26 protein-coding genes are annotated in these 26,430 nt (G+C 67.9%); 11 read left to right on the top strand and 15 right to left on the bottom strand.

Annotation, left to right across the window (positions count from 1 at the left end; translation table 11 throughout):
* Position 1 precedes the first annotated feature (1 nt).
* Both ACYJP6_RS16380 and ACYJP6_RS16375 read right to left on the bottom strand, forming a co-directional pair.
* Positions 2-1,441 (bottom strand): M16 family metallopeptidase, encoded by a 1,440-nt coding sequence (locus ACYJP6_RS16380; RefSeq protein ID WP_459476076.1) that lies wholly within the window; start codon positions 1,439-1,441, stop codon positions 2-4.
* Complete coding sequence (locus tag ACYJP6_RS16375; protein ID WP_459476075.1) at positions 1,438-2,799, bottom strand: M16 family metallopeptidase; 1,362 nt, start codon at positions 2,797-2,799, stop codon at positions 1,438-1,440. Before ACYJP6_RS16375 ends, ACYJP6_RS16380 begins: the two co-directional genes overlap by 4 nt.
* A gap of 202 nt (positions 2,800-3,001) precedes the next feature.
* On the opposite strand from ACYJP6_RS16375, the gene ftsY reads away from it, so the two are divergent.
* The 4 genes from ftsY to rpoH all read left to right on the top strand — a co-directional run bounded on the left by ftsY (position 3,002) and on the right by rpoH (position 7,150).
* A complete protein-coding gene (gene ftsY, locus ACYJP6_RS16370) occupies positions 3,002-4,456 on the top strand; it encodes a signal recognition particle-docking protein FtsY (protein ID WP_459476074.1) in 1,455 nt (484 codons plus the stop codon).
* Positions 4,453-5,127 (top strand): cell division ATP-binding protein FtsE, encoded by a 675-nt coding sequence (gene ftsE / locus ACYJP6_RS16365; RefSeq protein ID WP_058762944.1) that lies wholly within the window; start codon positions 4,453-4,455, stop codon positions 5,125-5,127. Before ftsY ends, ftsE begins: the two co-directional genes overlap by 4 nt.
* Positions 5,124-6,134 (top strand): permease-like cell division protein FtsX, encoded by a 1,011-nt coding sequence (gene ftsX / locus ACYJP6_RS16360; RefSeq protein WP_459476073.1) that lies wholly within the window; start codon positions 5,124-5,126, stop codon positions 6,132-6,134. The genes ftsE and ftsX overlap by 4 nt, the downstream gene beginning before the upstream one ends.
* Before the next feature lie 161 nt (positions 6,135-6,295).
* Entirely contained in the window at positions 6,296-7,150 is an 855-nt protein-coding gene (rpoH, locus tag ACYJP6_RS16355) for an RNA polymerase sigma factor RpoH (protein WP_026083834.1), read from the top strand.
* Between the two features lie 277 nt (positions 7,151-7,427).
* Here rpoH and mtgA read toward each other — a convergent pair whose 3' ends face one another.
* A complete protein-coding gene (gene mtgA / locus ACYJP6_RS16350; protein ID WP_459476071.1) occupies positions 7,428-8,129 on the bottom strand; it encodes a monofunctional biosynthetic peptidoglycan transglycosylase in 702 nt (233 codons plus the stop codon).
* A gap of 68 nt (positions 8,130-8,197) precedes the next feature.
* On the opposite strand from mtgA, the gene ACYJP6_RS16345 reads away from it, so the two are divergent.
* The 5 genes from ACYJP6_RS16345 (at position 8,198) to ACYJP6_RS16325 (ending at position 12,490) form a co-directional block, all read left to right on the top strand.
* Positions 8,198-8,575 (top strand): DUF423 domain-containing protein, encoded by a 378-nt coding sequence (locus ACYJP6_RS16345; RefSeq protein ID WP_459476070.1) that lies wholly within the window; start codon positions 8,198-8,200, stop codon positions 8,573-8,575.
* A 93-nt stretch (positions 8,576-8,668) separates the two neighbouring features.
* Complete coding sequence (gene thiS / locus ACYJP6_RS16340; RefSeq protein ID WP_058762949.1) at positions 8,669-8,869, top strand: sulfur carrier protein ThiS; 201 nt, start codon at positions 8,669-8,671, stop codon at positions 8,867-8,869.
* Positions 8,870-8,888: 19 nt separating this feature from the next.
* A complete protein-coding gene (locus ACYJP6_RS16335) occupies positions 8,889-9,671 on the top strand; it encodes a thiazole synthase (RefSeq protein ID WP_459476069.1) in 783 nt (260 codons plus the stop codon).
* Positions 9,672-9,919: 248 nt separating this feature from the next.
* Positions 9,920-10,591, top strand: a complete 672-nt coding sequence (trmB, locus tag ACYJP6_RS16330; protein ID WP_459476221.1) for a tRNA (guanosine(46)-N7)-methyltransferase TrmB — start codon at positions 9,920-9,922, stop codon at positions 10,589-10,591.
* 168 nt (positions 10,592-10,759) lie between these two features.
* Entirely contained in the window at positions 10,760-12,490 is a 1,731-nt protein-coding gene (locus tag ACYJP6_RS16325) for a putative bifunctional diguanylate cyclase/phosphodiesterase (protein WP_459476068.1), read from the top strand.
* 2 nt (positions 12,491-12,492) lie between these two features.
* On the opposite strand, the gene ACYJP6_RS16320 is transcribed toward ACYJP6_RS16325, so the two are convergent.
* The 9 genes from ACYJP6_RS16320 to ACYJP6_RS16280 all read right to left on the bottom strand — a co-directional run bounded on the left by ACYJP6_RS16320 (position 12,493) and on the right by ACYJP6_RS16280 (position 20,722).
* The gene (locus ACYJP6_RS16320; protein ID WP_145007624.1) at positions 12,493-12,819 is read right to left on the bottom strand and encodes a DUF3392 family protein; all 327 of its coding nucleotides are present in this window, start codon (positions 12,817-12,819) and stop codon (positions 12,493-12,495) included.
* 14 nt (positions 12,820-12,833) lie between these two features.
* On the bottom strand, positions 12,834-13,985 hold the full coding sequence (gene hemW / locus ACYJP6_RS16315; protein ID WP_459476067.1) for a radical SAM family heme chaperone HemW: 1,152 nt from the start codon (positions 13,983-13,985) through the stop codon (positions 12,834-12,836).
* Positions 13,982-14,575 carry an RdgB/HAM1 family non-canonical purine NTP pyrophosphatase gene (gene rdgB, locus ACYJP6_RS16310; RefSeq protein ID WP_459476066.1) on the bottom strand — a complete coding sequence of 198 codons (594 nt, stop codon included), beginning with the start codon at positions 14,573-14,575 and terminating at the stop codon, positions 13,982-13,984. Before rdgB ends, hemW begins: the two co-directional genes overlap by 4 nt.
* An 82-nt stretch (positions 14,576-14,657) precedes the next feature.
* Positions 14,658-15,278: a methionine biosynthesis protein MetW gene (metW, locus tag ACYJP6_RS16305; RefSeq protein WP_459476065.1), complete on the bottom strand. Its 621-nt coding sequence runs from the start codon at positions 15,276-15,278 to the stop codon at positions 14,658-14,660.
* A 5-nt stretch (positions 15,279-15,283) separates the two neighbouring features.
* Positions 15,284-16,423: a homoserine O-succinyltransferase MetX gene (gene metX, locus ACYJP6_RS16300; protein WP_459476064.1), complete on the bottom strand. Its 1,140-nt coding sequence runs from the start codon at positions 16,421-16,423 to the stop codon at positions 15,284-15,286.
* Positions 16,424-16,519: 96 nt separating this feature from the next.
* Positions 16,520-18,478 carry a dynamin family protein gene (locus ACYJP6_RS16295; RefSeq protein ID WP_459476063.1) on the bottom strand — a complete coding sequence of 653 codons (1,959 nt, stop codon included), beginning with the start codon at positions 18,476-18,478 and terminating at the stop codon, positions 16,520-16,522.
* Positions 18,479-18,595: 117 nt separating this feature from the next.
* Positions 18,596-19,189: a YggT family protein gene (locus tag ACYJP6_RS16290; protein ID WP_459476062.1), complete on the bottom strand. Its 594-nt coding sequence runs from the start codon at positions 19,187-19,189 to the stop codon at positions 18,596-18,598.
* A 9-nt stretch (positions 19,190-19,198) separates the two neighbouring features.
* Positions 19,199-20,017 carry a pyrroline-5-carboxylate reductase gene (proC, locus tag ACYJP6_RS16285; protein WP_459476061.1) on the bottom strand — a complete coding sequence of 273 codons (819 nt, stop codon included), beginning with the start codon at positions 20,015-20,017 and terminating at the stop codon, positions 19,199-19,201.
* A gap of 9 nt (positions 20,018-20,026) precedes the next feature.
* Entirely contained in the window at positions 20,027-20,722 is a 696-nt protein-coding gene (locus ACYJP6_RS16280; protein ID WP_459476060.1) for a YggS family pyridoxal phosphate-dependent enzyme, read from the bottom strand.
* A 126-nt stretch (positions 20,723-20,848) separates the two neighbouring features.
* On the opposite strand from ACYJP6_RS16280, the gene ACYJP6_RS16275 reads away from it, so the two are divergent.
* Together ACYJP6_RS16275 and ACYJP6_RS16270 are read left to right on the top strand one after the other, a co-directional pair.
* Positions 20,849-21,883: a type IV pilus twitching motility protein PilT gene (locus ACYJP6_RS16275; RefSeq protein ID WP_459476059.1), complete on the top strand. Its 1,035-nt coding sequence runs from the start codon at positions 20,849-20,851 to the stop codon at positions 21,881-21,883.
* Positions 21,883-23,025, top strand: coding sequence for a PilT/PilU family type 4a pilus ATPase (locus ACYJP6_RS16270; protein WP_459476058.1), 1,143 nt, complete (start codon positions 21,883-21,885; stop codon positions 23,023-23,025). The genes ACYJP6_RS16275 and ACYJP6_RS16270 overlap by 1 nt, the downstream gene beginning before the upstream one ends.
* On the opposite strand, the gene ACYJP6_RS16265 is transcribed toward ACYJP6_RS16270, so the two are convergent.
* The 3 genes from ACYJP6_RS16265 to ACYJP6_RS16255 all read right to left on the bottom strand — a co-directional run bounded on the left by ACYJP6_RS16265 (position 23,022) and on the right by ACYJP6_RS16255 (position 26,381).
* The gene (locus ACYJP6_RS16265; protein WP_459476057.1) at positions 23,022-24,470 is read right to left on the bottom strand and encodes a UdgX family uracil-DNA binding protein; all 1,449 of its coding nucleotides are present in this window, start codon (positions 24,468-24,470) and stop codon (positions 23,022-23,024) included. The two genes, ACYJP6_RS16270 and ACYJP6_RS16265, sit on opposite strands and share 4 nt — an antisense overlap.
* Complete coding sequence (locus ACYJP6_RS16260; RefSeq protein WP_459476056.1) at positions 24,471-25,682, bottom strand: putative DNA modification/repair radical SAM protein; 1,212 nt, start codon at positions 25,680-25,682, stop codon at positions 24,471-24,473.
* Positions 25,683-25,814: 132 nt separating this feature from the next.
* Positions 25,815-26,381 carry a C40 family peptidase gene (locus tag ACYJP6_RS16255; RefSeq protein WP_459476055.1) on the bottom strand — a complete coding sequence of 189 codons (567 nt, stop codon included), beginning with the start codon at positions 26,379-26,381 and terminating at the stop codon, positions 25,815-25,817.
* Positions 26,382-26,430: the final 49 nt, after the last annotated feature.

Raw genomic sequence — 26,430 nt, 5'->3', positions numbered from 1 at the left:
GCTAGTGCTCCGGAATGCCGCGGAGCGGCAGCGAGGTAAGAGGACGGGGTGGCGGCAGCGGCTGCTGGGCGACCCGCGGGCCGGCGCTGACCACGATGAATTTTTCCGGATCCAGGTGGCGCTGCAGGGCGCTGTGGACCTGGTCGACCGTCAGGCTGCGGACCTGCTGGAGGAAATCGTCCAGGTAGCTGCTGGGCAGGTCGTAGAAGCCGATGTTGCCCAGTTGGGCGACGATGGCGCCGTTGCTGGCGTTGGCCAGCGGGAAGCTGCCTTCGATCTGGCGCTTGGCGCGGTCCAGCTCGGCCTGGGTGGGGCCCTGGGCCAGGTAGTCGCGCAGCAGTTCGCGCACCAGGGCGAGGGTAGCGTCGCCCAGCTCGGCGCGGGTCTGCAGGCCGATGGTGAAGGGCCCCGGCTGGCGCATGGGGGTGAAACCCGAGCTGACGCCATAGGTGAGGCCGCGGCGCTCGCGCAGCTCGGTCATCAGGCGACTGCCGAAGCCGCCGCCGCCCAGGATCTGGTTGCCGACGAACAGCGCGGCGTAGTCGGGATCGCTGCGGGTGATGCCGAGCTGGCCGAGCAGCAGGCGCGTCTGCTGGGCCGGCACCTCCAGCTGGACCCGTGCCGGCGCGGCCGGGGCGGGCGGCGGCAGCGGCGGCAGGGCCGGGCCGCGGGGCAGGGCGCGGGACAGCTGGGCGGCGATGCGCTCGGCGCGGCCGCGATCCAGGTCGCCGGTAAGGGCGATCACGGTATTGCCGGCGGCATAGGCGCGGGCGTGGAAGGCCTTCAGGCTGGCCGCGTCCAGGCGCGCCAGGCCCGCTGCCGTGCCGCGCGGCGAATGGGCATAGGGGTGGTTGCCGTAGAGACGCTCCTGCAGGGCTTCACCCGCCAGGCTGGCCGGTTCGCGCCGGCTGGCGACGATCAGCGTCAGCAACTGGTCGCGGATGCGCTGGATGGCCTCGGCGGGAAAGGTCGGGCGACCTACCACGTCGGCGAGCAGGGCCAGGGCGGGTTCGCTGACCGCCGGATCGGCGAGGGTACGCAGCCCGGCCACCGCCTGGTCGCGGTAGGCGCCGTTGCTGAAGTCGGCGCCCAGGCGCTCGAAGCCATCGGCGATGGCGCTGGCATCGCGCCCCGGGGTGCCTTCATTGAGCAGGCCATTGGTCAGCATGGCCAGACCCGGGGTGGCGCCGTCCTGGCTGCTGCCGGCGGCGAAGATCAGGCGCACGTCGAACATCGGCAATTCCGGCGCAGGCACGAACAGCACCTGGGCACCCTCGGCGGTACGCCAGCGCTGGATGTCCAGCTGGCGGCCCAGGGGCGTTGCATCCTTGAGCGTCTTCAGGCTGTCCACGGCGGGATAGGTCCGCGCCAGCTCATTGACCGGTGACGGGGACTGGCAGCCGGCGAGCAGGCACAGCGAGAGACAGAGCAGGCGCTTCATGGACGAGTCTCCGCGGCGGGTTCGGGCCGCAGCTGGGCCAGGGTCAGGCGCTCGCGGGTGAAGTAGGTGCGGGCCACGCGGCGCAGGTCGTCCGGGGTGACCTTGCCCAGCTCGTCGAGCAGCAGGTCGCCCTGGCGCCAGCCGAGGCCGACGCTTTCCAGCTGGCCGATGCTGCTGGCCTGGGCGGTGATGGAGTCGCGGCCGTAGACCAGGCCGGCCACCAGCAGGGCGCGGACCCGGGCCACTTCCTCCACGCTGGGCGGCTCGCGCTTGAGCAGCTCCAGTTGTGCCCAGAAGGCCGCTTCCAGCTGTTCGAGGGTCTTGCCACGCTGGGTGTTGGGGGTGCCGCTGAGCAGGAAGAGGCTGTCGCCATTGGTATAGGCGCCGTAGGCGGCGCGGACGCTACTGGCCAGTTCCTCGCCGCGTTCGAGGCGGCTGGGCAGGCGCGCCCCCGAGCCGCCGCTGAGCAGGGCTGCCAGCAGTTGCAGGGCATAGGCGTCCCGGGGATTGGCGGCGGTGGCCAGGCTGGGTACGTTGAAGCCCATCAGCAGGCTGGGCACCTCGCGCGCCTGCAGCGCCAGCCGCCGCTCACCCGGCGCCGGCAGTTCCAGCGGCCGCCGCGGCGCCGGCAGCTCGCTGCGCGGGATGGCGCCGAACCAGCGCTGCACCTCGGCCTTGAGCGCCTGGGGTTCGACATCGCCCACCACCACCAGGGTGGCGTTGTTGGGGGCGTACCAGGTCTGGTACCAGCGCTGGAGTTCGGTCGTGTTCAGGCGTTGCAGGTCCTGGGGCCAGCCGATGGTGGGGTTGCGATAGCCGCTGGCGGGATAGGCCGCCGCCTTGAAGCGCTCGAAGGACAGCGCTTCCGGACGGTCGTCGGTCCGCAGTCGGCGTTCTTCCTTGATCACCTCGAGTTCGCGGGTGACCTCGTCGGGCGCCAGGCGCAGATGGGCCATGCGATCGGCTTCCAGCTCCAGGGCGACCGGCAGGCGGTCGCGGGCGAGCAACTGGTAGTAGACGGTGTAGTCGTCGGTGGTGAAGGCGTTTTCCTCGGCGCCCAGGTCGCGCAGGAGATGCGAGGCCTCGCCGGCGCCGAGCTTGCGGCTGCCCTTGAACATCAGGTGCTCCAGGGCATGGGAGAGCCCGGTGGCACCCGGCGCCTCCAGGCTTGAGCCCACGCGGTACCAGAGCTGCATCACCGCGACCGGGGCCCGATGGTCTTCGCGGACCACCAGCTTCAGGCCATTGTCGAGGACGAACTCCTCGGTGTTCTGCCGGCTGGCAGCGGCCAGGGCGAAGGTGGGGAGCAGGCTGAGCAGGGCGACCAGGGCGGTCCGACGAGAGCGGGAGGCGGGCATCGCGAGAGCAGGCCTTGTAGCGCGGTGGGGGACGAAGCGGCTGCGTCCTGGGGACGGTCGCGCGTTTTTCGCCGACGGGGAGGTCTTCCGCCCGGCAGGCTGCTAGGATACGCATCCCTTTTCCCGACGGCCATGCCTGACGGTCGAGCGCCGCCTGGCGGAGCTCCCGCAGCCCGGTCGTCCGTTCGATACAGAGCCCCGCATGTTTGGATCCGACGACAAGAAGTCTCCCCCCACGGAGAAGAAAGGCCTGTTCGGCTGGTTCCGCAAGAAGACCGCCGAACCCGTAGAGACGCCTGCCGAAGCCCCAGCGCCTGCGCCGGAAGAGCGCCTGCCCGAGCCGCTGGCCAGCGAGCCGGTGCAGCATCCGGAGCCGGTACCCGAGCCGCCGGAGGCGATCCCCTCGCTGAATCCGGTGCCGGTTGCCGAAGAGGAGGCGCCGTCGCCGGTGGCCCTCACGGCGCTGGTCGAGCCCGTGGTGATAGACCCCATCGTGCCGCCGGTCGAAGTCGAGCCGGTGAGGGCGCCCGAAGTGGAGCCCGAACCGGTAGCTGTGCCAGTCGCGCCGCTGCCTCCGGCCGTGCCAGCGCCTGAGCCTGAGCCCGCTCTCGCGCCGGTCGTACCCGTGGCGCCGGTCGCCCCGGTCCGTCCTGAGCCCGTAGTGGTTGCGCCCGAGCCCAAGCCCGCTCCACCCGCCGTCGTCGCCGCTCCCGCCGAACCGGCCAAGCTGGGCTTCTTCGCTCGCCTGCGCCAGGGCCTGTCCAAGACCAGCGCCAGTCTCGGCGAGGGCATGGCCAGCCTGTTCCTCGGCAAGAAGGCCATCGACGACGACCTGCTCGAAGAGCTGGAGACCCGCCTGCTGACCGCCGACGTCGGCGTCGAGGCGACGGGTGTCATCATGCGCAACCTCACCCAGAAGGTGGCGCGCAAGCAGCTGGCCGACAGCGAGGCGCTGTACCAGGCCCTGCAGCAGGAACTCACCGAGATGCTGCTGCCAGTGGAGCAGCCGCTGGTGATCGATACCTCGCACAGGCCATACGTCATCCTGGTGGTCGGTGTGAACGGTGCCGGCAAGACCACCACCATCGGCAAGCTGGCCAAGCGGCTGCAGAACGAAGGCAAGAAGGTCATGCTGGCCGCGGGTGACACCTTCCGCGCCGCCGCCGTGGAGCAGCTGCAGGTCTGGGGCGAGCGCAACCGCATCCCGGTGATCGCCCAGCACACCGGCGCCGATTCCGCTTCGGTGATCTTCGATGCTGTCCAGGCGGCCAAGGCCCGCGGTATCGATGTGCTGATCGCCGACACCGCCGGCCGCCTGCACACCAAGGACAACCTCATGGAGGAGCTGCGCAAGGTGCGCCGGGTGATCGGCAAGCTGGACGAGGCGGCGCCCCACGAGACCCTGCTGGTCCTGGATGCCGGTACCGGCCAGAACGCCCTCAACCAGGCCAAGCAGTTCCACAACGCGGTGCCCCTGACCGGCCTGGCGCTGACCAAGCTCGACGGTACCGCCAAGGGTGGGGTGATCTTCGCCCTGGCCAAGCAGAGCGCCCTGCCGATCCGCTACGTTGGCGTCGGCGAAGGCATCGACGACCTGCGGCCCTTCGAGGCGCGGCCCTTCGTCCAGGCCCTGTTCGCGGAGCGGGGCGTCTCATGATCCAGTTTGACCGCGTCTCCAAGCGCTATCCCAACGGTCACGTCGGCCTGCAGGAACTGAGCTTCCGTGCCGAACGCGGCGAGATCCTCTTCGTCACCGGGCACTCCGGCGCCGGCAAGAGCACCCTGATGCGGCTGATCCTGGCCATGGAAAGGCCCACCGGCGGCAAGCTGACCCTGGCCGGCCAGGACATCTCGCGCATCACCAATGCGCAGATTCCCTTCCTGCGCCGGCAGATCGGCGTGGTCTTCCAGAACCACCAGCTGCTCTATGACCGCACCGTGTTCGACAACGTCGCCCTGCCGCTGCAGATCCTCGGCCTGTCCAAGCCGGAGATCGCCAAGCGGGTGGCCGCGGCGCTGGAGCGCGTCAGCCTCAAGGACAAGCTCGACGACTATCCGGCCGAGCTGTCCACCGGCCAGCAGCAGCGGGTCGGTATCGCCCGCGCGGTGGTGCATCGCCCGGCCCTGCTGCTGGCCGATGAACCCACCGGTAACCTCGACCCCCGGCTGGCCTCGGAGATCATGGGTGTCTTCGAAGACATCAACAGCCTCGGCACCACGGTGCTGATCGCCAGCCACGACCACGCCCTCATCGCCCGGCTGCGCCATCGCATGCTCACCCTGCAGCGCGGCCGTCTGATCGGTGACGAAGAGGAGAGCCAGCCATGAGCGCCACCGAACTGCCCCGTGGCCAGGAACAGGGCGGCAAGCCCCAGCGTCCGCAGCGCCAGGCGCCGAAGAAACCCAAGAGCGACTGGCGCAGCCCGCTGCATGCCTACCTCGAAGCCCACCGCACCGGCCTCAGGGACAGCCTCAGACGCATGGTGCAGCAGCCCATAGGCACCTTCCTCACCTGCCTGGTGATGGGCATCGCCCTGGCCCTGCCGATGGGCGTGTCCCTGCTGCTGAAGAACGTCGAGCGCCTCGGCGGCTCCTGGCAGCGCGCCGCGCAGATCTCGGTTTTCCTCGACCTGCGCACCGGCCAGGATCAGGCCGAGGTGCTGATGAGCCAGATCAAGGTGCTGCCGGACGTGGCCGAGGCGCGCTGGATCAGCCCGGACGACGCCCTGAAGGAATTGCAGCAGGACGCCGGCCTCGGCGAGGCGCTGCGCGAATTGCCGCAGAATCCGCTGCCCGGCGTCATCGCCGTGACGCCCAAGGAGATCGACAAGAGTCGCCTCGACATGCTGCGCAGCCAACTGGCCGAGATGAACGGCGTGCAGCAGGTACAACTGGACATGCAGTGGGTCGAGCGCCTCACCGCCATCCTCAAGCTGGGCGAGCGATTCGTCTTCGGCCTGACCGTGGTGCTGGTGATCGCCCTGCTGCTGGTGATCGGCAACACCATTCGCCTGGCGATCGAGAACCGCCGGACCGAGATCGAGGTGGTCAAGCTGGTGGGCGGTACCGACGGCTATGTGCGCCGGCCCTTCCTCTACATGGGCGCGCTGTTCGGCCTTGGCGCCGGCATCGCCGCCTGGGCGCTGCTGGTGTTCGGCCTGAACTGGCTCAACGCGGCTGTGATCGACCTGGCCGGCCTCTACGGCAGTGACTTCGCCCTGGGCAGCGTGGCCGTGGACGATGGCCTCCAGCTGCTGATCGGCGCCGTGCTGCTCGGCTACATCGGCGCCTGGCTGGCGGTCGCCCGTCATCTGCGCGAACTCGCCCCGCGCTGACGAACGGCCGTTTCCGACAGCTTTGGAAACGGTCCAAACCCCTGATGAAATAAGGCTTTCGCGGGCATTTTCAGCTGGGGTTAAGGGAACCTCGGCTAGTCTGGCGCTGTCCAAAAAATCAGTGTTAGACTGTCCAGTGCTTAGTGAATCGGAGGATTCGCATGACCACTTCGTTGCAACCTGTTCCTACATTGGTTCCCGGCGCTAGCCTGGAAGCCTATGTGCACTCGGTGAACAGCATTCCGCTGCTCACTCCGGAGCGGGAGCGTGAACTGGCCGAGCGCCTCTTCTACAAGGAAGACGTGGAGGCCGCCCGGCAGTTGGTGCTCGCCCACCTGCGCTTCGTGGTGCATATCGCCAAGAGCTATTCCGGCTATGGCCTGGCCCAGGCCGACCTGATCCAGGAAGGCAATGTCGGCCTGATGAAGGCCGTCAAGCGCTTCAACCCCGAGATGGGCGTACGCCTGGTGTCCTTTGCCGTGCATTGGATCAAGGCCGAGATCCATGAATTCATCCTGCGCAACTGGCGCATCGTCAAGGTGGCCACCACCAAGGCCCAGCGCAAGCTGTTCTTCAACCTGCGCAGCCAGAAGAAGCGGCTGGCCTGGCTGAACAACGACGAGGTCCATCGCGTGGCCGAGACCCTGGGCGTCGAGCCGCGGGAAGTACGCGAGATGGAAAGCCGCCTGACCGGTCAGGACATGGCCTTCGATCCGGCCAGCGATGCCGATGACGATGCCGCTTACCAGTCGCCGGCCCAGTACCTGGAAGACAGCCGCTACGACCCGGCCCGCCAGCTGGAGGAAGCCGACTGGACCGACAGCTCCACGGCCAATCTGCACGAGGCCCTGGAACGCCTGGACGATCGCAGCCGCGACATTCTCTACCAGCGCTGGCTGGCCGAGGAAAAGGCCACGCTGCACGAGCTGGCGGCCAAGTACAATGTCTCGGCGGAACGTATCCGCCAGCTGGAAAAGAACGCGATGAACAAGCTCAAGGGCAACATCGCCGCCTGATCCGAGCGTTTATCGAGAAACCGCGCCTCTGGCGCGGTTTTTTTATGCCCGCGAAAAAGGAGCGGCGCGGCCATGCGGTCCAGCAGACGCACATCGGTAGGGTGGAAAACCGCGCAGCGTTTTCCACGCGTGAGCAATACTGGGGGCAGCCTGTGCCTTCAGTGGAAAAGGCTGCGCCGTTTTCCACGCTACGTCTGATCGCGGCCATGGCGGTCCGCTGACGCGGCGCGGTTCAGGCTATCCGTGAACGTTTTAGCGTGAGTGTCCACCTTTCAACCTACTGCCCGGTCATCCGTCGCAGATAGTCGCTGCCGCCCAGTTGCCGTTCCTGCTGGCGGATCCAGGCGGCGCGTTCGGCGACGTAGGCGCTCGGGCGGCTCGGACTCCATTCGCGCGGATTGGGCAGGACGGCGGCCAGCAGGCTGGCCTGGCGGTCGGACAGGTAGGGCGCGCCTATGCCGAAATGGTGCCGGGCCGCGGCTTCGGCGCCGAAGACACCGTCGTCCCATTCCACGCTGTTGAGGTAGACCTCGAGGATGCGCTGCTTGGACCAGAAGGTCTCCAGCAGCACGGTGAACCAGGCTTCGAAGGCCTTGCGCAGGTAGCTGCGGCCGCTCCAGAGAAAGAGGTTCTTGGCGGTCTGCTGGCTGATGGTGCTGGCGCCGCGCAGGGAGCCGCCGGCTTCGTTGTGGCTGAAGGCCTGGCGGATCGCCGCCATGTCGAAGCCCCAGTGCTCGGCGAAATGCTGGTCCTCGCCGGCGATCACCGCCATCTTGAGATCGTCCGGCAGCTCCTTCCAGGGTCGCCAGTCGCGCTGCAGGTCGATGGGCTTGCCAGCGATCCAGGACTCGACCTTGCGTTCCACCATCAGCATGCTGCCCGGCGGCGGCACCCAGCGCAGGATCAGCACCACGGCGGCGCTGAGGGCGGCGAACCAGAGGGCGATACGCAGGAGACGGCGGAGAAGGGTGAGCAGCATCGGCTTGGTCTTTGGCGATTAGCGGGCCATTATAACCAGCGCTGCTCTTCCATCGCCCGGTAAAACCTATGTTGCGTCTCTTCCTGCTGTTCGCGGCCTTGGCCGGCTTCACCGGTGTCGGTCTCGGCGCCTTCGCCGCCCACGGTCTCAAGGGGCGGCTGTCCGCCGAGTATCTGGCCGTGTTCCAGACCGGCGTGCTCTACCAGCTCATCCATGCCCTGGCATTGTTCGGTGTCGCCCTGCTGTCGCTGCATTTCCAGGGCCGCCTGGTGGCCTGGGCCGGTGGCTTCTTCATCGCCGGCATCCTGCTGTTTTCCGGCAGCCTCTATCTGCTGACGCTGACCGGCTTCTCGCGGCTGGGCATCGTCACGCCCTTCGGTGGCCTGTGCTTTCTCGCCGGCTGGGCCTGCCTGGCCATCCTGGCCTGGCGCCTGAGCAGCCTCTGACCGCGCGCTGGCCGTCGTTCCCGGCCCGGCGCCGCTGCAATGCGCGCCCGACCGGCGTAGAATGACCGCTCACCCCGCGACGATGCTTTTGCCATGCAGATCCTGTTGAACGGCGAATCCCTTGAATTGCCGGACGGTGCCACCGTCGCCGACCTGCTCGTGCGTCTCGAATTGACCGGACGGCGGGTGGCGGTGGAGCGCAACCTCGACATCGTGCCGCGCAGCCAGCACGCCACCACCGCCCTGGCGGACGGCGACCGGTTGGAAGTGGTCCACGCCATCGGCGGCGGCTAGCCGCGAAAGAGGAATCCAGATGAAAGACACTCCCTTCACCCTCGCCGGGCGCACCTATGAATCGCGCCTGCTGGTGGGTACCGGCAAGTACCGGGATCTCGAAGAGACCCGCGTGGCCATCGAAGCCTCGGGTGCCGAGATCGTCACCGTGGCGGTGCGCCGTACCAACATCGGCCAGAATCCCGGCGAGCCCAACCTGCTCGACGTGATCTCGCCCGAGCGCTACACCATCCTGCCCAATACCGCCGGCTGCTACGACGCGATGGAGGCGGTGCGTACCTGCCGCCTGGCGCGCGAGCTGCTCGACGGCCACAACCTGGTCAAGCTGGAAGTCCTGGCTGACCAGAAGACCCTGTTCCCCAACGTCATCGAGACGCTCAAGGCGGCCGAGACCCTGGTGGCCGACGGCTTCGACGTCATGGTCTACACCAGCGACGATCCCATCGTCGCCCGCCAGCTGGAAGCCATCGGTTGCATCGCCGTGATGCCGCTGGCCGGTCTGATCGGCTCGGGCCTGGGCATCTGCAACCCCTACAACCTGCGCATCATCCTCGAAGAGGCCAAAGTACCGGTGCTGGTGGATGCCGGCGTGGGTACCGCATCGGACGCCACCATCGCCATGGAGCTGGGGTGCGAGGCGGTGCTGATGAACAGCGCCATCGCCCATGCCCGCGAGCCGGTGCTGATGGCCGAGGCCATGAAGCACGCCATCGTCGCCGGCCGCCTGGCCTACCTGGCCGGCCGCATGCCGCGCAAGCTCTATGCCACGGCGTCTTCGCCGCTGGACGGCCTGGTCAACTAGGAGGCTACTCTCGATCTGCTGCGCGTCGGCTAAACGGCGTTGAAAATGCCTTCGGAATGCTCATTTACTCTTTGTAAACTCCGCTTCCTCAGGCATTTTCGCCTTGTTTCGCTCTAGCTCGCGAGATCGAGAACAGCCTCTACACCGGCGCCCTCTGTCACGCGCCCGGCCTCTGCCGGGCGTCTCTTTTTCCCACTATCGATAACGCCATGACCGATCATCAAGACGACCAGACCCCCGACCGTCCCCTGCGCACCATCAAGAGCTTCGTGATGCGTGCCGGCCGCATGACCGAGGGCCAGCAGCGCGGTCTCGACCAAGGCTGGCCGCGCTTCGGTCTGGAATTGTCCGACGGCCCCCGGGATTTCGACCAGGTGTTCGGGCGCCAGGCGCCGCGCACCTTCGAGATCGGCTTCGGCATGGGGCACTCCACCCTGGAGATGGCGGCCGCCGCGCCGGAGCAGGATTTCATCGGCGTCGAGGTGCATCGTCCGGGCGTGGGCGCGCTGCTCAACGGCGCCATGACCCAGGGCCTGACCAACCTGCGCGTCTACAGCTGCGATGCCCTGGAAGTGCTGCGCCAGAGCGTCGCCGATGCCAGCCTGGACCGGGTGCTGCTGTTCTTCCCCGATCCCTGGCACAAGAGCCGCCATCACAAGCGCCGTATCGTCCAGCCGGCCTTCGCCGAACTGGTCCGGCAGAAGCTCAAGGTCGGCGGGGTGCTGCACATGGCCACCGATTGGCAGGCCTATGCCGAACACATGCTCGAGATCATGAAAGCCGCCCCCGGTTACCGTAACCTGGGCGACGCCTCGGGCTTCGTGCCGCGTCCCGAGGAAAGACCCATCACCAAGTTCGAGCGCCGTGGCGAGCGGCTGGGCCACGGCGTCTGGGATCTCAAGTTCGAGCGCCGCGACTGACCGTACGTCTCTGACGAATCGACTTGAGCTGCCACCGGGCAGTTGGCATGATGGCCAATTGCCCTGCTGTGATAGCGGTTGCAGTCGAATTCACAGAGACACCTGGATGCCAGCCTCCCACAAGAACGATAAACGGCGTAGCGCCACTCCTGGCTGGCGACCAGTACGATGACGGATCTGGTACGTCCTGATTCGCCCACCGCCGAGTTGCATGCCGTGCGCCGGCGGCTCGAGGTCGAGCGCAGTGCCCGGCAGCGCACCGAGCGCTCGCTGCACCTGATGGCCTCGGCCTTCACCCTCTGTCGCGACGCCATGGCGGTCCTGACCGAGAGCGGCCAGATCATCGAGGCCAACGCGGCCCTGCGGGCCCTGATGCTCAGTGCCGAGCGCAGTGTCGCCGGTCAATACCTGTCCCACTACATCAAGTTGCCCGAAGCGGCCATCCGCACCTTCGAACGTGACGGCTATGCGCTGTCCGAAGCCCAGTTCCATGTCTCCGCCAAGCGCGTCACGCCGGTTGAGATCAGCCTGAGTCGCTTCGCCGGCGAGGCGGATCGCGAAGGCTACGTCATCGCCAGCCTGAGGGACATCACCGAGCGCAAGCGGGCGGAGCAGGCCCTGGAGCGCATGGCCCTGAGCGATGCCCTGACCCAGCTGCCCAACCGTACCTCTTTCTACCAGGCCTTCACTGCGCGCCTGCAAGGGCTGGAGGAGACGAGCAAGCTGGCGGTGCTGTTCATCGATGTCGACGGCTTCAAGGAGGTCAACGATTCCCTGGGCCACGCCGCCGGTGACGAGCTGCTCTGCGCCCTGGTCCGGGAGTTGCGCCAGGTACTGGGCGAGGGCGAGGTGCTGGCGCGCTGGGGTGGCGACGAATTCGTCGCCCTGCTGGACGTGGAAGACCCCGCCCATGCCCTGCAGGTGGCCGAGCAACTGGTGCAGGCGGTGGGGCGCCAGCAGCGCATCGGTGGCCATGATATCCGGGTGTCGGCCAGCATCGGCCTGAGCCTGGCTCCCGAGGAGGGGCTGGACGTCGAGACCCTGCTGCGTAACGCCGATGCGGCCATGTATGCCGCCAAGGCGGCGGGCAAGAGCCGGGTGCGCTGCTACGATCCGCAACTCACCAGTGCGGCGCGGAACAAGGTGACTCTGCTGGCGCACCTGCACGGTGCCATCGAAGGGGAGCTCATCACCTTCGTCCTGCAGCCCAAGTTCGATGCGCAGCAAGTCATGGTCAGTGCCGAGTTGCTGGCGCGCTGGAACTGCCCCGGGGTGGGCGTGGTGCCACCCAACGTCTTCGTGCCGCTCGCCGAGCAGAACGGCATGGCCTCGGCCCTCGGGCGCCTGGCGATCCGCCGTGCGGCCAGTCATGCCCGGGCCTTGCAGGACGCCGGGCTGCAGATTCCGGTGGCGGTGAACGTCTCGCCGCTGCAGGTGGCCGACGACGAACTGGCCGAGGTGCTGGCCAGGGCCTGCGCCGACTATGGCATCGCCCCCGGCGCGCTGGAGCTGGAGGTCACCGAGTCGGTGTTCCTGCAGAAGGGCGCCCCCGAACGCCGCCTGGCGGCGCTACGGGAGCAGGGTTTTCGCGTGGCGATGGACGATTTCGGTACCGGCTATTCCTCGCTGGGCTACCTGCACCGGCTGCCCTTCGACACCATCAAGATCGACCGCAGCTTCCTGCTGGCGGTGGACGCCGACGACCGCTCCCGGCAACTGCTGGCCGGCATCGTCAGTCTGTGCCGCGCCTTGAACATGCAGATCGTCGCCGAAGGGGTGGAAACCCAGGCGCAATTCGAATTGCTCAAGGACCTCGGCGTGGACACCTTCCAGGGCTTCCTGCTCGGTCGCCCGCAGCCCCTGGAAAGCCTGCTCGACGGCCTGCGCGCCCGCGACTAGCTTCAGCCGCGGCGTTCGGCCAGGACACCCAGCAGGCAGACGCCGATCAGCAACACCGGCGCCAGGGCATAGTTGTTGAACTGCGCCAGGCCCTTCACCACCCAGGGCGTGAGGAAGGTCATGGCGGCGCCGTAGATCGCCAGGCACGCCAGGGCGAAGGCCGGTACCCGGACGGCGGTGGGCAGACTGCCCAGCCGTGCCTGGATGAAGGCGTTGACCTGGCTGCCGAACAGCACCAGCAGGGTCGCGGTGACCGCCAGCGCCACTTCGTCGAGATGGCTGCGGCTCCAGCGGGAGAGGTCGGCGATATGGTTGAGCACGAAGTCCAAGGCAGAGCTCCTCGTCAGTCAGGCAGAAAGGATTGCAACAGGTCGTTCAGGAACAGCTGGCCGCGGGCGGTGGGTCGCAGGCGTTTCGGGTCGTCCGCCAGCAGGCCGTCGCGCCGCGCCGCGGCCAGGGCGGGCGCCAATTCGTCCAGCGATTGACCGGTCCGCTGCGGATACCAGGTGGTCGGTACCCCGTCCACCAGGCGCAGGGCGTTCATCATGAACTCGAAGGGCAGGTCGGCCGCTTCCAGCCATTTCTCGCCGGCCTGGAAGGCCTTGGCCGGGTCGAGGTAATCCTTGGGCAGGCGGGTCTTCCAGCTGCGCAACAAGCGGCCGTCCGGCGCGCTGAGCTTGGCGTGGGCACCGGCGCCGATGCCGAGGAAGTCGCCGAAGCTCCAGTAGTTGAGATTGTGCCGCGCCTGGCGCCCGGGCTGGGCGTAGGCGGAGGTCTCGTACTGCTGATAACCAGCGGCGGCCAGGCGGGCCTGGCCGGCTTCCTGGATGTCCCAGAGCACCTCGTCCTCGGGCAGTTCCGGCGGCTGGCTCCAGAACACCGTATTGGGCTCCATGGTCAGCTGGTACCAGGACAGGTGCGTCGGCGCCAGGGCGATGGCCTGCTCCAGATCACCCAGGGCATCGGCCAGGCTCTGCTCGGGCAGGCCGTGCATGAGGTCCAGGTTGAAGTTGTCGAAGCCGGCGGCGCGCGCCCGGTCGGCGGCGCGGATGGCTTCGTCGCTCCCATGGATGCGCCCTAGGGCCTTGAGTTTCTCGTCCTGGAAGCTCTGGATACCGATGGACAGCCGATTGATGCCGAGCCCGCGATAGGCGACGAACTTGGCCTGCTCGAAGGTGCCCGGATTGGCTTCCAGGGTGATCTCGATGTCGGGCGCGAAGTCCAGGCGCTTGGCCACGCCTTCCAGCAGCCGACCCAGGGCCGCGGCCGAGAACAGGCTGGGGGTGCCGCCACCCAAGAAGATCGAGGTCAGCGGCCGACCATGGACGTGGACCAGGTCGTTATCGAGATCGGCCAGCAAGGCGTCGACATACTCCGCTTCCGGCAGGTTCGGGCCGGCGGCGTGGGAGTTGAAGTCGCAATAGGGACACTTGCGCACGCACCAGGGGATATGGATATAGAGCGCCAGCGGCGGCAGGGCGAAGGCGTGGGTCACAGGCCGAGCCGTTGCTTGAGCAGGACCATGGCGCGGGCGCGATGGCTGCGCTGGTTCTTTTCCGCCGGCGCCAGTTCGGCCGCGGAGACCGCCTCGCCATCGGGCTGGAACAGCGGATCGTAGCCGAAGCCATGCTCGCCCTGGGCGACATGTAGGATACGCCCCGGCCAGAGGCCTTCGCAAAGGATCGGCAGCGGATCGTCGGCGTGGCGCACCAGCGCCAGCACGCAGACGAACTGGGCGGTGCGTTCGGCGTCGGGGACGTCGCGCAGGGCGTCGAGCAGCTTGGCGTTGTTGGCCGCATCGCCCTGGCCGTCGGCGTAGCGTGCGGAATAGATGCCGGGGGCGCCGCCGAGGGCGTCCACCGCCAGGCCGGAGTCGTCGGCCAGCGCCGGCAGACCAGACAGGCGCGCGGCATTGCGCGCCTTGAGGATGGCGTTCTCGACGAAGGACAGGCCGGTTTCCTCGGGTTCCACCTGGCTGAACTCGCCTACCGAGCGTATCCGCACCTGGCCGCCGAGCATGGCCTGGAGTTCCTTGAGCTTGCCGGCGTTGTGGCTGGCGAGGACCAGTTCGGTAAGGTCGGACATGAGGACACCGCGTCTCTTGGAGGATGGCGGCGTATTGTACGCGAAGCCGGGCCGCGGCTGGCCGCGCCACCCATGCCTTACGTCATATCGCGACGTGATGCTCCTGCAGGCGCGGGGCGCTGACCCGGTAGATGCCGATCTCGCCGAGCAGGTTGGGCCACAGCTTGCTGGCCCAGCCGTGGCGGTGCAGCCGGTCCACGGCGAGGCGATCCAGCACCTGGGCGCGCTGCTCGCGGCAGAGGCGCTCGAAGTCCTCGAAGGTGCAGAAGTGGATGTTCGGCGTGTTGTACCAGGTGTAGGGCAGGAAGTCCGAGACCGGCATCCGCCCCTTGCCGCCCAGGTACAGCCGGCAGCGCCAGTGACCGAAATTGGGGAAGGTGATGATGCACTGGCGGCCGACCCTGAGCATCTCCTGAAGGATGCGGTCGGGATACTGCAGGGCCTGCAGCGACTGGGTCATGACCACCACGTCGAAGCTGTCGCTGGCGAAGTTGGCCAGGCCGCCGTCGAGGTCCTGCTCGATGACGTTGACGTCCTTGAGCAGGCACTCGGCGATCTTGTCCGGGTCGATCTCCAGGCCGTAGCCGGTGACCTGCTTGTGGTCGCGCAGCCAGGCGAGCAACTCGCCGGTGCCGCAACCGAGGTCGAGCACCCGGCTGCCCGCGGGGATCCATTCCTGAATGATGTCCAGATCGGCGCGCACGGCAGCTATACCTCGATACGGGTCATGTAGTGGGAGAAGGCCTGCAGGTAGCGCGGGATGGGGATGAGGAAGGCGTCATGGCCCTGGGGCGCATCGACCTCCAGGTAGCTGACGTCCTTGCGCGCGGCCATCAGGGCGTTGACGATCTCCTTGGAGCGCGCCGGTGAGAAGCGCCAGTCGGTGGTGAAGGAGACGATCAGGAAGCGCGCCTGCACCCCGGCCAGGGTCTTGGCCAGGTCGCCGCCGTGGGCGTGGGCCGGATCGAAGTAGTCCAGCGCCTTGGTCATCAGCAGGTAGGTGTTGGCGTCGAAGCGGCCGGAGAATTCCTCGCCCTGGTAGCGCAGGTAGCTCTCCACCTGGAATTCGACGCTGTGGAAGTCGTAGTTGAGCTGGTCGGTCTTGAGTTCGCGGCCGAATTTCTCGCCCATGGCCTCGTCCGAGAGGTAGGTGATGTGGCCGACCATGCGCGCCAGCATCAGGCCACGCTTGGGGATCACCCCCTTTTCCTGGAAGTGGCCGGCGTGGAAATCCGGGTCCGAGAGGATGGCCTGGCGCGCCACCTCGTTGAAGGCGATGTTCTCCGCCGACAGCTTGGGCGCCGAGGCGATGGCCAGGCAGTGACGGATGCGCTCGGGATAGCTGATGGTCCACTGCAGCGCCTGCATGCCGCCCAGGCTGCCGCCGATCACCGCCGCCCACTGCGTGATGCCGAGGCGATCGGCCAGCCGGGCCTGGCTGTGCACCCAGTCTTCCACGGTCAGCACCGGGAAATCCGCGCCATAGGGGCGGCCGGTCGCGGGATTGGGACTGCTGGGGCCGGTGGAGCCATTGCAGCCGCCCAGGTTGTTGAGGGCGACGACGAAGAACTTGGTGGTATCTATCGGCTTGCCGGGGCCGATGCAGCTGTCCCACCAGCCGGGCTTGCGGTCGTCGAGGCTGTGGTAGCCGGCCGCGTGATGATGGCCGGAGAGCGCGTGGCAGATCAGCACGGCGTTGCTGCGACTGGCGTTGAGTTCGCCATAGGTCTCGACCATGAGGTCGTAGGCCGGCAGGGTACGGCCACAGGCCAGGGCCAGGGGCTCGCTGAAATGCAGCAGCTCGGGGGTGACCAGGCCGACGGAATCTTCGGGAATGACGCTGGGCATTGACGGCTCGTCCGGGGCGGGGCTCGCCAGTCTAAAGAGCACCGCCGGGAGCGGCAAGGGCAGCCGCGGCGCGGCGGCCCCGGGGTGGCGGGTGGCTCAGCCGACCCGCGCCAAGGGCAGGGGTACCACGTTGTCGTGGCGCTGGGAGGGGGCCGGGCGGCTGATCTGCTTGAGCATGTCGCTGACCTCGGTGAGTTGCCGATGCAGGACGTCCTCGTGCACCTGCAGCCGGCGCACCTGCTCCTGGCTGTTGAGGTTCTGCTGGGTGAGTTGCTTGAGCGCCAGCATGCTGGTTTCCAGCAGCTGCTTCTGCTCGCGGGTGTGCTGGACCAGCGGGGTCAGGGCGCCGTCGTTCCAGCGCAGCACCTGGGCATGGGCACCTTCCTGCAGCGCCTGGACCTCCTGGGCCACGGTGGCGAAGAAACGCCGGGCCAGGGCGCTCTGCTCGGTGAGCAGAGTCTTGACCTGGCGCTGCACCTCCTCGGTCTTGAGTTGCAGCTGGCGCAACTCGCGCACATAGGGGCGAATGCGCAGTCGCGGTGCTTCCAGCGGGTGCAGGGGATTCTCGGCATTGTGCCGCTGGTAGACCGCGCCGAGCACCTTGTTGGCCCGGTCGGCTTCGTTGTCCAGGGCCAGCAGGTCATGCTCGACCATGCGGAAGAAACGGGCGATGGACTGGTTGATGCCGACGGTGGTCAGGCTGGTGCGGAATTCGCGGCGCGCCGTTTCCAGGTGGGCGTCCAGGCGCTCCGGGGCGACCAGGTCGGTCAGCAGCTTACGCTGCCCGGCCAGCATGTTCTGGGTGGTGCGCAGGTCCAGCAGGCGGCGGTGGTAGAGGTCGTATTCCTGGCGCGTGCGAGCGGTCTGCAATTCCAGGCCGGCACCGGGCAGCTCCTCGTCGGCCAGTTGCGCGTACTGGGCGCGAATGGCTTCCAGGCGCTGCTCGATGAGGGTGCGGCTGGCACCCAACAGACCACTGGCCTGCTGCACGATGCGCTGCTGCAGCAGGCGCTCGCGGGCACCGACGATGCGCTCGGCGAGCAGTTGTTCGAGGCTGTCGAGCTGGCTGCGCGCGAGCAGTTCCAGATCCCCGCGCACCTTGCCCAGGAGCGCCTGCTTGGCCGACAGCGGCAGGATGTGCTCGGCTGGCAGCGCCAGTTGCCGGGCGCTAGCCTGGCGGACGTTTTCCAGCGACTGGGCGACATGGGCGACGCCGCCGAGGTCGTCCCAGAGGCTGTCGATCTTGTTCATCACCGCGAACAGCCGCTCCGGGGCGTCGCCCAGGGACGGCTTTACGCATTGCTCCCAGAGCGCGAGGTCCGAGGCGGTCACGCCGGTGTCGGCACCGATGAGAAAGAGCACGGCCTGGGCGTGGGGCAGCAGCGACAGGGTCAGTTCGGGTTCGGCGCCGAGGGCGTTGAGACCGGGGGTGTCGAGGATGCGCAGGCCCTGGCGCAGCAGCGGATGATCGATGCTGATCAGCGCATGGCGCCAGGCCGGGATGCTGACCAGGCCAGCGCTGTCGAGCTGTTCCAGTTGCTCGGGGTCGAAACCCAGCTCAACGGCGGCAGCGGTTTCCACCTCGCGGGTCTCGGTGACCTTGGCCAGCAGGGCGGCCATGGCGTCCGGGTGGCGGTCGTCCAGGGCGAAGCGCTGCCAGGCGTCGGGGGCCTTGCGCCAGGCGCCCAGGCTGCGTTCGTCCAGGCGGCTGTCGATGGGCAGCAGCTGCAGATAGGGGCCGTCGGCCGCGGCGTCGAAGAAGATCTCGGTGGGGCACATGGTGGTGCGCCCGGCCTGGGACGGCAGCATGCGCTGGCCGTAGTCGGCGAAGAAGAGGGCGTTGATCAGCTCGGTCTTGCCGCGGGAGAACTCGCCGGCGAAGGCCAGGGTGATGCCATCGGCCTGCAATTCGCTCTGGCAGCTGGCCAGGGCGGCGTCCAGGGCCGGGGAGGCGAGACGATTACGCTGCAACCAGTCACGGTAGCGGCCCAGTTGGGTATCGAGTTCGGCTTTCCACGCGGCATAGGCATCGACGTGGCGGAACAGGCGTTCCATAGGGGACTTCCTTGACCTGGACAGCAAAGGCAGGACGGTGCCCCAGCGTCCGGAGGACGTCAATGCCGCCTCCGCCACGACGCGGCGGGCGGTCGTGGCGGAGGCGCGAGTGGTGCGTCAGAGGAAGGGCGCGAGGATCTGCGGCATGCCGGTGGCGGCGGCCAGCTGGCCGATGACGAAGCGATCCAGCAGATTGATCACGATGAAGGCGAAGATCGGCGACAGGTCCAGGCCACCCAGGTTCGGCAGGATGCGGCGGAAGGGTGCCAGCAGCGGCTCGCAGATCTGGTTGACCAATTCGGCGGCGGGGTTGTGGGTCTGGGGCGCGACCCAGGAGAGGATGACGCTGACGATCAGGGCGAAGAAGAACACCTTGAGGAACAGCGAGGCCACGCCCAGCAGGGCCCAGATCAGCAGCGCGGGGAACAGGCCGGCGATGCTGGCGCCGAGCAGGACCACCACCACCATCATCAGCGCCAGCTGGACCAGGACGGCCAGTACCAGAGCCGCCAGATCGACGCCGCCGAAGCCGGGAATGATGCGCCGTACCGGCTTGAGCAGCGGCTGGGTGGCGCGCACGGTGAATTGCGACAGCGGATTGTAGAAGTCGGCGCGGACCAGCTGCAGGATGAAGCGCAGCAGGATGATCAGCAGGTAGAGACTGCCGAGGGTCTGGATGACGTAGACGAGGGCTTGCGCGAGGGCGGACATGGATACTCCTTATCGATCCGGCAACTGGGCCAGTTCCGCAGCCCGGTCGGCCGCGGCGGTGAGGGCTTCTTCCACTAGGTCCCCGAAGGCCCCGGCTTGGAAGGTTTCGATGGCGCGCTCGGTGGTGCCCTTGGGGGACATCACCGAACGACGCAATTGTTCGGGGCTGCGGTCGCCCTGGCAGGCCATGGCGGCGGCGCCGCGGGCGGTGTGCAGGGTCAGCTGCTCGGCGACCGCCTGCGGCAGGCCGAGCTTGGTGCCGGCCTGGGTCATGGCTTCCATCAGCAGGAAGAAGTAGGCCGGGCCGCTGCCGGAGACGGCGGTGACCGCGTCCAGCTGCTGTTCTTCCTCGACCCAGAGGGCCAGGCCGACCGCGGCGAGGATTTCCTGGGCGCGGGCGCGCTGCTCCGGGCTGACCTGGTCATTGGCGAACAGGCCGCAGGCGCCAAGGCGCAGCTGCGAGGGCACGTTGGGCATGCAGCGCACCAGCGGCCGCGCGCCCAGCCAGCGTGTCAGGCTGGCACAGGTGATGCCGGCGGCCACCGAGACGATCAGTTGCTCCGGGCGCAGGTGCGGCGCCAGCTCCTGGCAGACCTCGCCCATCACCTGGGGCTTCACGCCCAGCACCACCACGTCGGCGTCGGCGAGGACGGCGGCGTTGCTGGCCTCGACGCGGATGCCGAGGTCCCGGGCCAGCGCCTCGCGCTTGGCCGGATTGCGATTGCTGGCGCTGAGGCGGTGGGCCGGCACGCCCTGGGCGAGCAGCCCGCCGATGATGGCACCGGCCATGTTGCCGGCGCCGATGAAGGCGATGCGGGTGTCGTTCATCGAGACTTCCTAGATTGAAGAGGCGGCGCCATAGTCGCGGGCGCCGAAGAGGGCGGTACCGATGCGGACCCAGGTGGCGCCCTCGGCGATGGCGGCTTCCAGGTCCTGGCTCATGCCCATGGACAGGGTGTCCAGGCCCAGGTTCAGCGCCTCGCTCAAGGTCCGCAAGCGGGCGAAGGCAGCGCGCTGCTCTGCCGGGTCGTCGGTCGGCTCTGGGATGGCCATCAGGCCACGCAGGCGCAGGTTGGGCAACCGGCTCACCGCAGCGGCCAGTGCCGGCAGTTCGTCGGGATGGCAGCCGGACTTACTGGCCTCGCCGCTGACGTTGACCTGCAGGCAGATGTTCAGCGGCCCCCGCTCGGCGGGGCGCTGCTCGGCCAGGCGCTGGGCGATCTTCAGTCGATCCACCGAGTGCACCCAGTCGAAATGGCTGGCGATGGCGCGGGTCTTGTTGGACTGGATGGGGCCGATGAAATGCCACACCAACGGCAGGTCGGCCAGCGCCTGCTGCTTGTCCAGTGCCTCCTGCAGATAGTTCTCGCCGAAGTCGCGCAGGCCGGCGACGGCGGCCTCGCGCAGGGCGGCGGCGGGCTTGGTCTTGCTCACCGCCAGGAGGCCGACAGTCGCGGGATCGCGGCCTGCCGTCCGGCTGGCGGCGGCGATGCGTTCGAGTACGGTTGCGCTATTCTCGGCTATCGTGGACATTCAGCCCCTGCTTGCGTCGGCGCATCCGGCAGGCCTTGGCGTACCGGATGAATGAGTGGCGGTGACCAGGTCAGACCGCCAGTGCTGCGCGGCATTCTACCTGCTTGCTCGACATCTGGGAGTCCCATGGATATCACCGAATTGCTGGCCTTTTCCGCGCGGCAAGGCGCCTCCGACCTGCACCTCTCCGCCGGCCTGCCGCCGATGATCCGCGTCGACGGCGACGTGCGCCGCATCAACCTGCCGGCCTTCGAGCACAAGCAGGTGCACGCGCTGATCTACGACATCATGAACGACAAGCAGCGCAAGGACTTCGAGGAATTCCTGGAGACCGACTTCTCCTTCGAGGTGCCGGGCGTGGCGCGCTTCCGGGTCAACGCCTTCAACCAGAATCGCGGCGCCGGCGCAGTGTTCCGCACCATTCCCTCCAAGGTGCTGAGCATGGAGGAACTGGGCATGGGCGAGGTGTTCCGCAAGATCACCGACGTGCCGCGTGGCCTGGTGCTGGTGACCGGGCCGACCGGCTCGGGTAAATCCACCACCCTGGCGGCCATGCTCGACTACCTCAACAACACCAAGTATCACCACATCCTCACCATCGAGGATCCCATCGAATTCGTCCATGAATCCAAGAAGTGCCTGGTCAACCAGCGCGAGGTGCACCGCGACACCTTGGGTTTTTCCGAGGCCCTGCGCTCGGCGCTGCGCGAAGACCCGGACATCATCCTGGTGGGCGAGCTGCGCGACCTGGAGACCATCCGCCTGGCGCTGACCGCAGCCGAGACCGGGCACCTGGTGTTCGGCACCTTGCACACCACCTCGGCGGCCAAGACCATCGATCGGGTGGTGGACGTCTTCCCGGCGGAAGAGAAGTCCATGGTGCGTTCCATGCTGTCCGAGTCCCTGCAGGCAGTGGTGTCCCAGACCCTGCTGAAGAAGGTCGGCGGCGGCCGGGTGGCGGCCCACGAGATCATGATCGGTACCCCGGCCATCCGTAACCTGATCCGCGAGGACAAGGTGGCGCAGATGTATTCCTCGATCCAGACCGGCGGCGGCCTGGGTATGCAGACCCTGGACATGTGCCTTAAGGCCTTGCTGGCCAAGGGTCTGATCAGCCGCGACGCGGCCCGCGAGAAGGCCAAGACGCCGGAGAATTTCTGATGGATTTCGACAGGTTCCTGCAGCTGATGGTGGACAAGGGGGCGTCCGACCTCTTCATCACCACCGGCGTGCCCCCTTCGATGAAGATCAACGGCCGCATGACGCCCGTCACCAAGGACTCGCTGTCCCCCGATCAATGCCGGGCCATCGTGCTGGGCGTGATGAACGAGGAGCAGCGGCAGGAATTCCAGCAGAAGCGCGAATGCAACTTCGCCATCAGCGCCCGCGGCATCGGCCGCTTCCGGGTCAGCGCCTTCTACCAGCGCAACCTGGTGGGCATGGTGCTGCGGCGCATCGAGGTGAACATTCCCACGGTCGACCAGCTGCGCCTGCCGGAGATCATCAAGAAGCTGGCCATGACCAAGCGCGGCCTGGTGATCTTCGTCGGCGCCACCGGCACCGGCAAGTCGACCTCGCTGGCGGCCATGATCGGCCATCGCAACAAGAATTCGGCCGGCCACATCATCTCCATCGAGGACCCCATCGAGTACATCCACCAGCACCAGGGGTGCATCGTCACCCAGCGCGAGGTGGGCATCGACACCGAGTCCTTCGAGGTGGCGCTGAAGAACACCCTGCGTCAGGCGCCGGACGTCATCATGATCGGCGAGATCCGCAGCCGCGACACCATGGAGCACGCCCTGGCCTTCGCCGAGACCGGCCACCTGTGCCTGGCCACCCTGCACGCCAACAATGCCAACCAGGCGCTGGACCGCATCATCCACTTCTTCCCGGCGGATCGGCACAGCCAGATCTGGATGGACCTGTCGCTGAACCTCAAGGGCATCGTCGCCCAGCAACTGGTGCCGACCACCGATGGCCAGGGCCGGCGCGCGGTGATCGAGGTGCTGCTCAACACCCCGCTGGCCGCCGACCTGATCCGCAAGGGCGAGGTCCACGAGCTCAAGGCGCTGATGAAGAAGTCCAGCGAGTTGGGCATGCAGACCTTCGACCAGTCGCTCTATGGCCTCTATCGCGAGGGCGAGATTAGCTACGAAGCGGCGCTGGCCCATGCCGACTCCGCCAACGACCTGCGGCTGATGATCAAGCTGGGGTCGGAGACGGATGCTGATCACCTCAATCAGATCACCCAGAATCTCTCGGTGGACATGGGCGATGACGCGCCCAAGCGCTTTCGCTAGCCGTCGCTCGCGCTGTCGCCGGCCAGGGCCCTGGCTTCGCGCAGGGCGGCGACCAGGGCCTGGCGCGCCTGCTCCTGCTGCCGGGCCTCCGGGGTGCGCAGGATGTAGGAGGGGTGGTAGGTGGCGATGATCCAGCGGTCGTCCAGCCGTAGCGGCCGGCCCATGAACTGTGCCAGGCCGCGCGGCTTGCGCCTGAGCAGGGCTTCCAGGGCGGTCGCGCCGAGCGCGACCACCACCGTCGGCTGGATGTCACGCAGTTCCTGCTCCAGCCAGTAGCGGCAGGGCGCGATCTCCGGTCCCGGGGTGACGTGCTTGCGCCTCATGCCCTGGGGAATCCACTTGAAGTGCTTGACCGCGTTGGTCAGGAACACCTCGTCGCGCGTCAGGCCGGCTTCGGCCAGGGCTGCCATCAGCACCTGCCCGGCCGGACCGACGAAGGGCCGACCCGCCAGGTCTTCCTGATCGCCGGGCTGCTCGCCGAGCAGCAGGATGCGCGCCGTGCGCGGGCCTTCGCCAGCCACCGGCTGGGTGGCCTTTTCCCAGAGCTCGCAGCGGCGGCACTCGTCGAGGGTCGTCGGCAGCGGTCGCTCCGGCTGGGCGCGTTCGGCGGCGATCAGCACCTCGCGCCCGGCCTGGCGGCCCACGGCTTCGGCCTGGGCCAGGCGCTGGGCACCGGCGCGCGCCTCGCTGAGCAGCGCCGGGATCAGCGGGCCTTCCGGCAGGTCCTTCCAGAAGCGCGCCGGCATGTTGCCCCTCAGGGTCCGCGGATTGGCCCGCGCCGGATTGAAGGTGCTGCGGTAATAGGCGCGCCAGAGTTCGTCGCCAGCGTTGCGGTCGTCGTCTTCCGGCGTCTGGCGGGCCAGCTGCTGCAGATCGGTGGGGCAGGGCTGCACCAACTGCAGTGCCTGGCCATCCCAGAGGGCGGCGGCTTCCGGCGTGGCGATCAGCCAGCTGCTGTTGCCCATGCGGTCGCAGAAGTGCGGCGCTGCCAGGGCCAGCACATCGTGGGCCGGCTGGTGCCAGGCCACCCAGGCCGGCGGGCCGGCGCTTTCCGCGCGCGGGCGAAACCTGAGGAAGGCATGCACGTGGTGGATCTCGCGGCGGATCGCCTTGACCCGGCGCTGCAGTTCGCTGCCGTCTTCGTCACCCGCCAGCATGGCCGCGCGCTCGCCGCGGGCGACCCTCCAGAGTACCTGGTAGAGCAGGGCCCAGCGGTCATCGCTGCGAAAGCAGGCGGCGTAGGTCAGGGCTTCGGCCAGTTGCGGCGGGATACGCACGGCGCCGCTGGGTGGGGTCGCCACGGCCTCGGCCGGCTCATCGAACAGATCGCCCAGGCCGCGACTCTCCTGCCAGCTCACCTGCGCCGGGGCGATGCCCGCCTGGAGCAGGCGGCGCGCCTCCTTGCGCCAGCCGGCGAAGGTGCCGTCGAAATCGACTCTCTGCATCTAGAGCAGGGCGAGCTGGGCGGGTGGTTCGGCGAGCTGCCGGCGCAGGTCGAGGGATTCCGCCAGACGCGGCTGCGGGCGGTAGTCCTGGGTGATGATGAAGGGCCGCGCCTTCTCCACGCTGCATTTCAGGCGGATCAGGTCGGCGTAGCGGATGCGCCGCTCGCGCCGCAGCTCCACCAGGCGCTTGGCCGAGAGCACGCCGATGCCGGGGACCCGGGCGATCAGCGCCTGGTCGGCGCGATTGAGATCCAGCGGGAAGATGGCGCGATTGTGCAGCGCCCAGGCCAGCTTGGGATCCACGTCCAGCGGCAACTGGCCGTCTTCGGTGGGCAGCTCCTCCGCCTGGAAGCCATAGCCACGCATGAGGAAGTCGGCCTGGTACAGCCGGTGCTCGCGCAGCAGCGGTGGCGGCTGCAGCGGCACGGTACCCGGGCTTTCCGGGATGGGGCTGAAGGCCGAGTAGTAGACGCGCTTGAGGCGGTAGGCGCCATAGAGCGTCTGGGCGGTATCGAGGATGGTACGGTCGTTGGTGGCATCGGCACCGACGATCATCTGGGTGCTCTGGCCCGCCGGCGCGAAGCGCGGCGCCTTGGCTTCGGCCTCGGCTTCCTCCAGGCCGAGACGGATGTTGCCCATGGTCTTGCGGATGCTGCTGCCGTTCTTTTCCGGCGCCAGCTTGACCAGGCTGCTCTCGGTGGGCAGCTCGATGTTCACCGACAGGCGATCGGCATAGAGACCGGCCTGGGCGATGATCTCGGGGTCGGCGTCGGGAATGGTCTTGAGGTGGATGTAGCCGCGGAACTGGTGCTGTTCGCGCAGCAGCTGGGCCACCCGGGTCATCTGCTCCATGGTGTAGTTGGAGGAGCGGATGATGCCGGAGCTGAGAAACAGCCCGCTGATGACGTTGCGCCGGTAGAAGTCGAGGGTCAGCTGCACCACTTCCTCGGGCGTGAAGCGCGCCCGCGGCACGTTGCTGCTGCGGCGATTGACGCAGTACTGGCAGTCGTACTGGCAGAAGTTGGTCAGCAGCACCTTTAACAGCGCCACGCAGCGCCCATCGGGGGTGAAGCTGTGGCAGATGCCCATGCCATCGGTCGAGCCCAGGCCGTCCTTGCCCTTCGAGCTGCGCTTGGGCGCGCCGCTGCTGGCGCAGGACACGTCGTACTTGGCGGCATCGGCGAGAATGATCAGCTTGTCGGCGAGCTCCATCGAGACCTCCTGGACTGTGATTGCATACAGTATCCGGGAAGCGGAGCGTCGTTCAATGGCTTTGCGCCGGGCGGCGCCGAGTGGAGCGACACTCCGCCGGGCGGTAGGGCCCGGCGGAGCGAGGGGGAGGGATCAGGACTTGCGGGTACGCTTGGTACGCGGCTTGTCCGCGACGGGCTCGGTTTCCGCCGCCAGGGTGGTGGGCTGTTGCAGCACGCGCTTGGCCGAGGCGAACCTCTTGGTCCAGTAGGGCTTGCTCAGGTGATCGACGCGGACGCTCTCGCCACTGCGCGGGGCATGGACGAATCTATCGTTGCCCAGGTAGATGGCGACGTGATCGATGCCGCTGCGCTGACCGGTCTTGAAGAACACCAGGTCGCCGGCCTTGAGATCGCCACGGGCGACCTTGGGTCCCTTGAGCTGGGCCAGTTCCCGGGAAGTACGCGGCAGCTTGACGTTGTGCACGTCGCGATAGACGTAGTTCACCAGGCCGCTGCAATCCAGGCCGTTCTGCGGATTGGTACCACCGAAGCGATAGGGGGTGCCAACCAGGTCCATGGCGCGGGTCGCGACCTGGGCACCCACGTTGCGGGTGGCAGCCTGGGCGGTGGCCTGCTTGCGGTGCAGGGCGCTGGTCGCCCGGGCGGCGCGCTTGGCACGGGCCGCAGAGGCTGCCTGGGCATGGTCGACGCTGGCCACGTGGCGAGCGGCGACCTTGGGCGCGGGAGCGGCGGCTGCGTGCCGGGCG

The sequence above is a fragment of the Pseudomonas sp. No.117 genome (assembly GCF_054558395.1).
The sequence above is the reverse complement of the archived record's forward strand: the minus strand, read 5'-3'. Positions and strand labels throughout refer to the sequence as shown.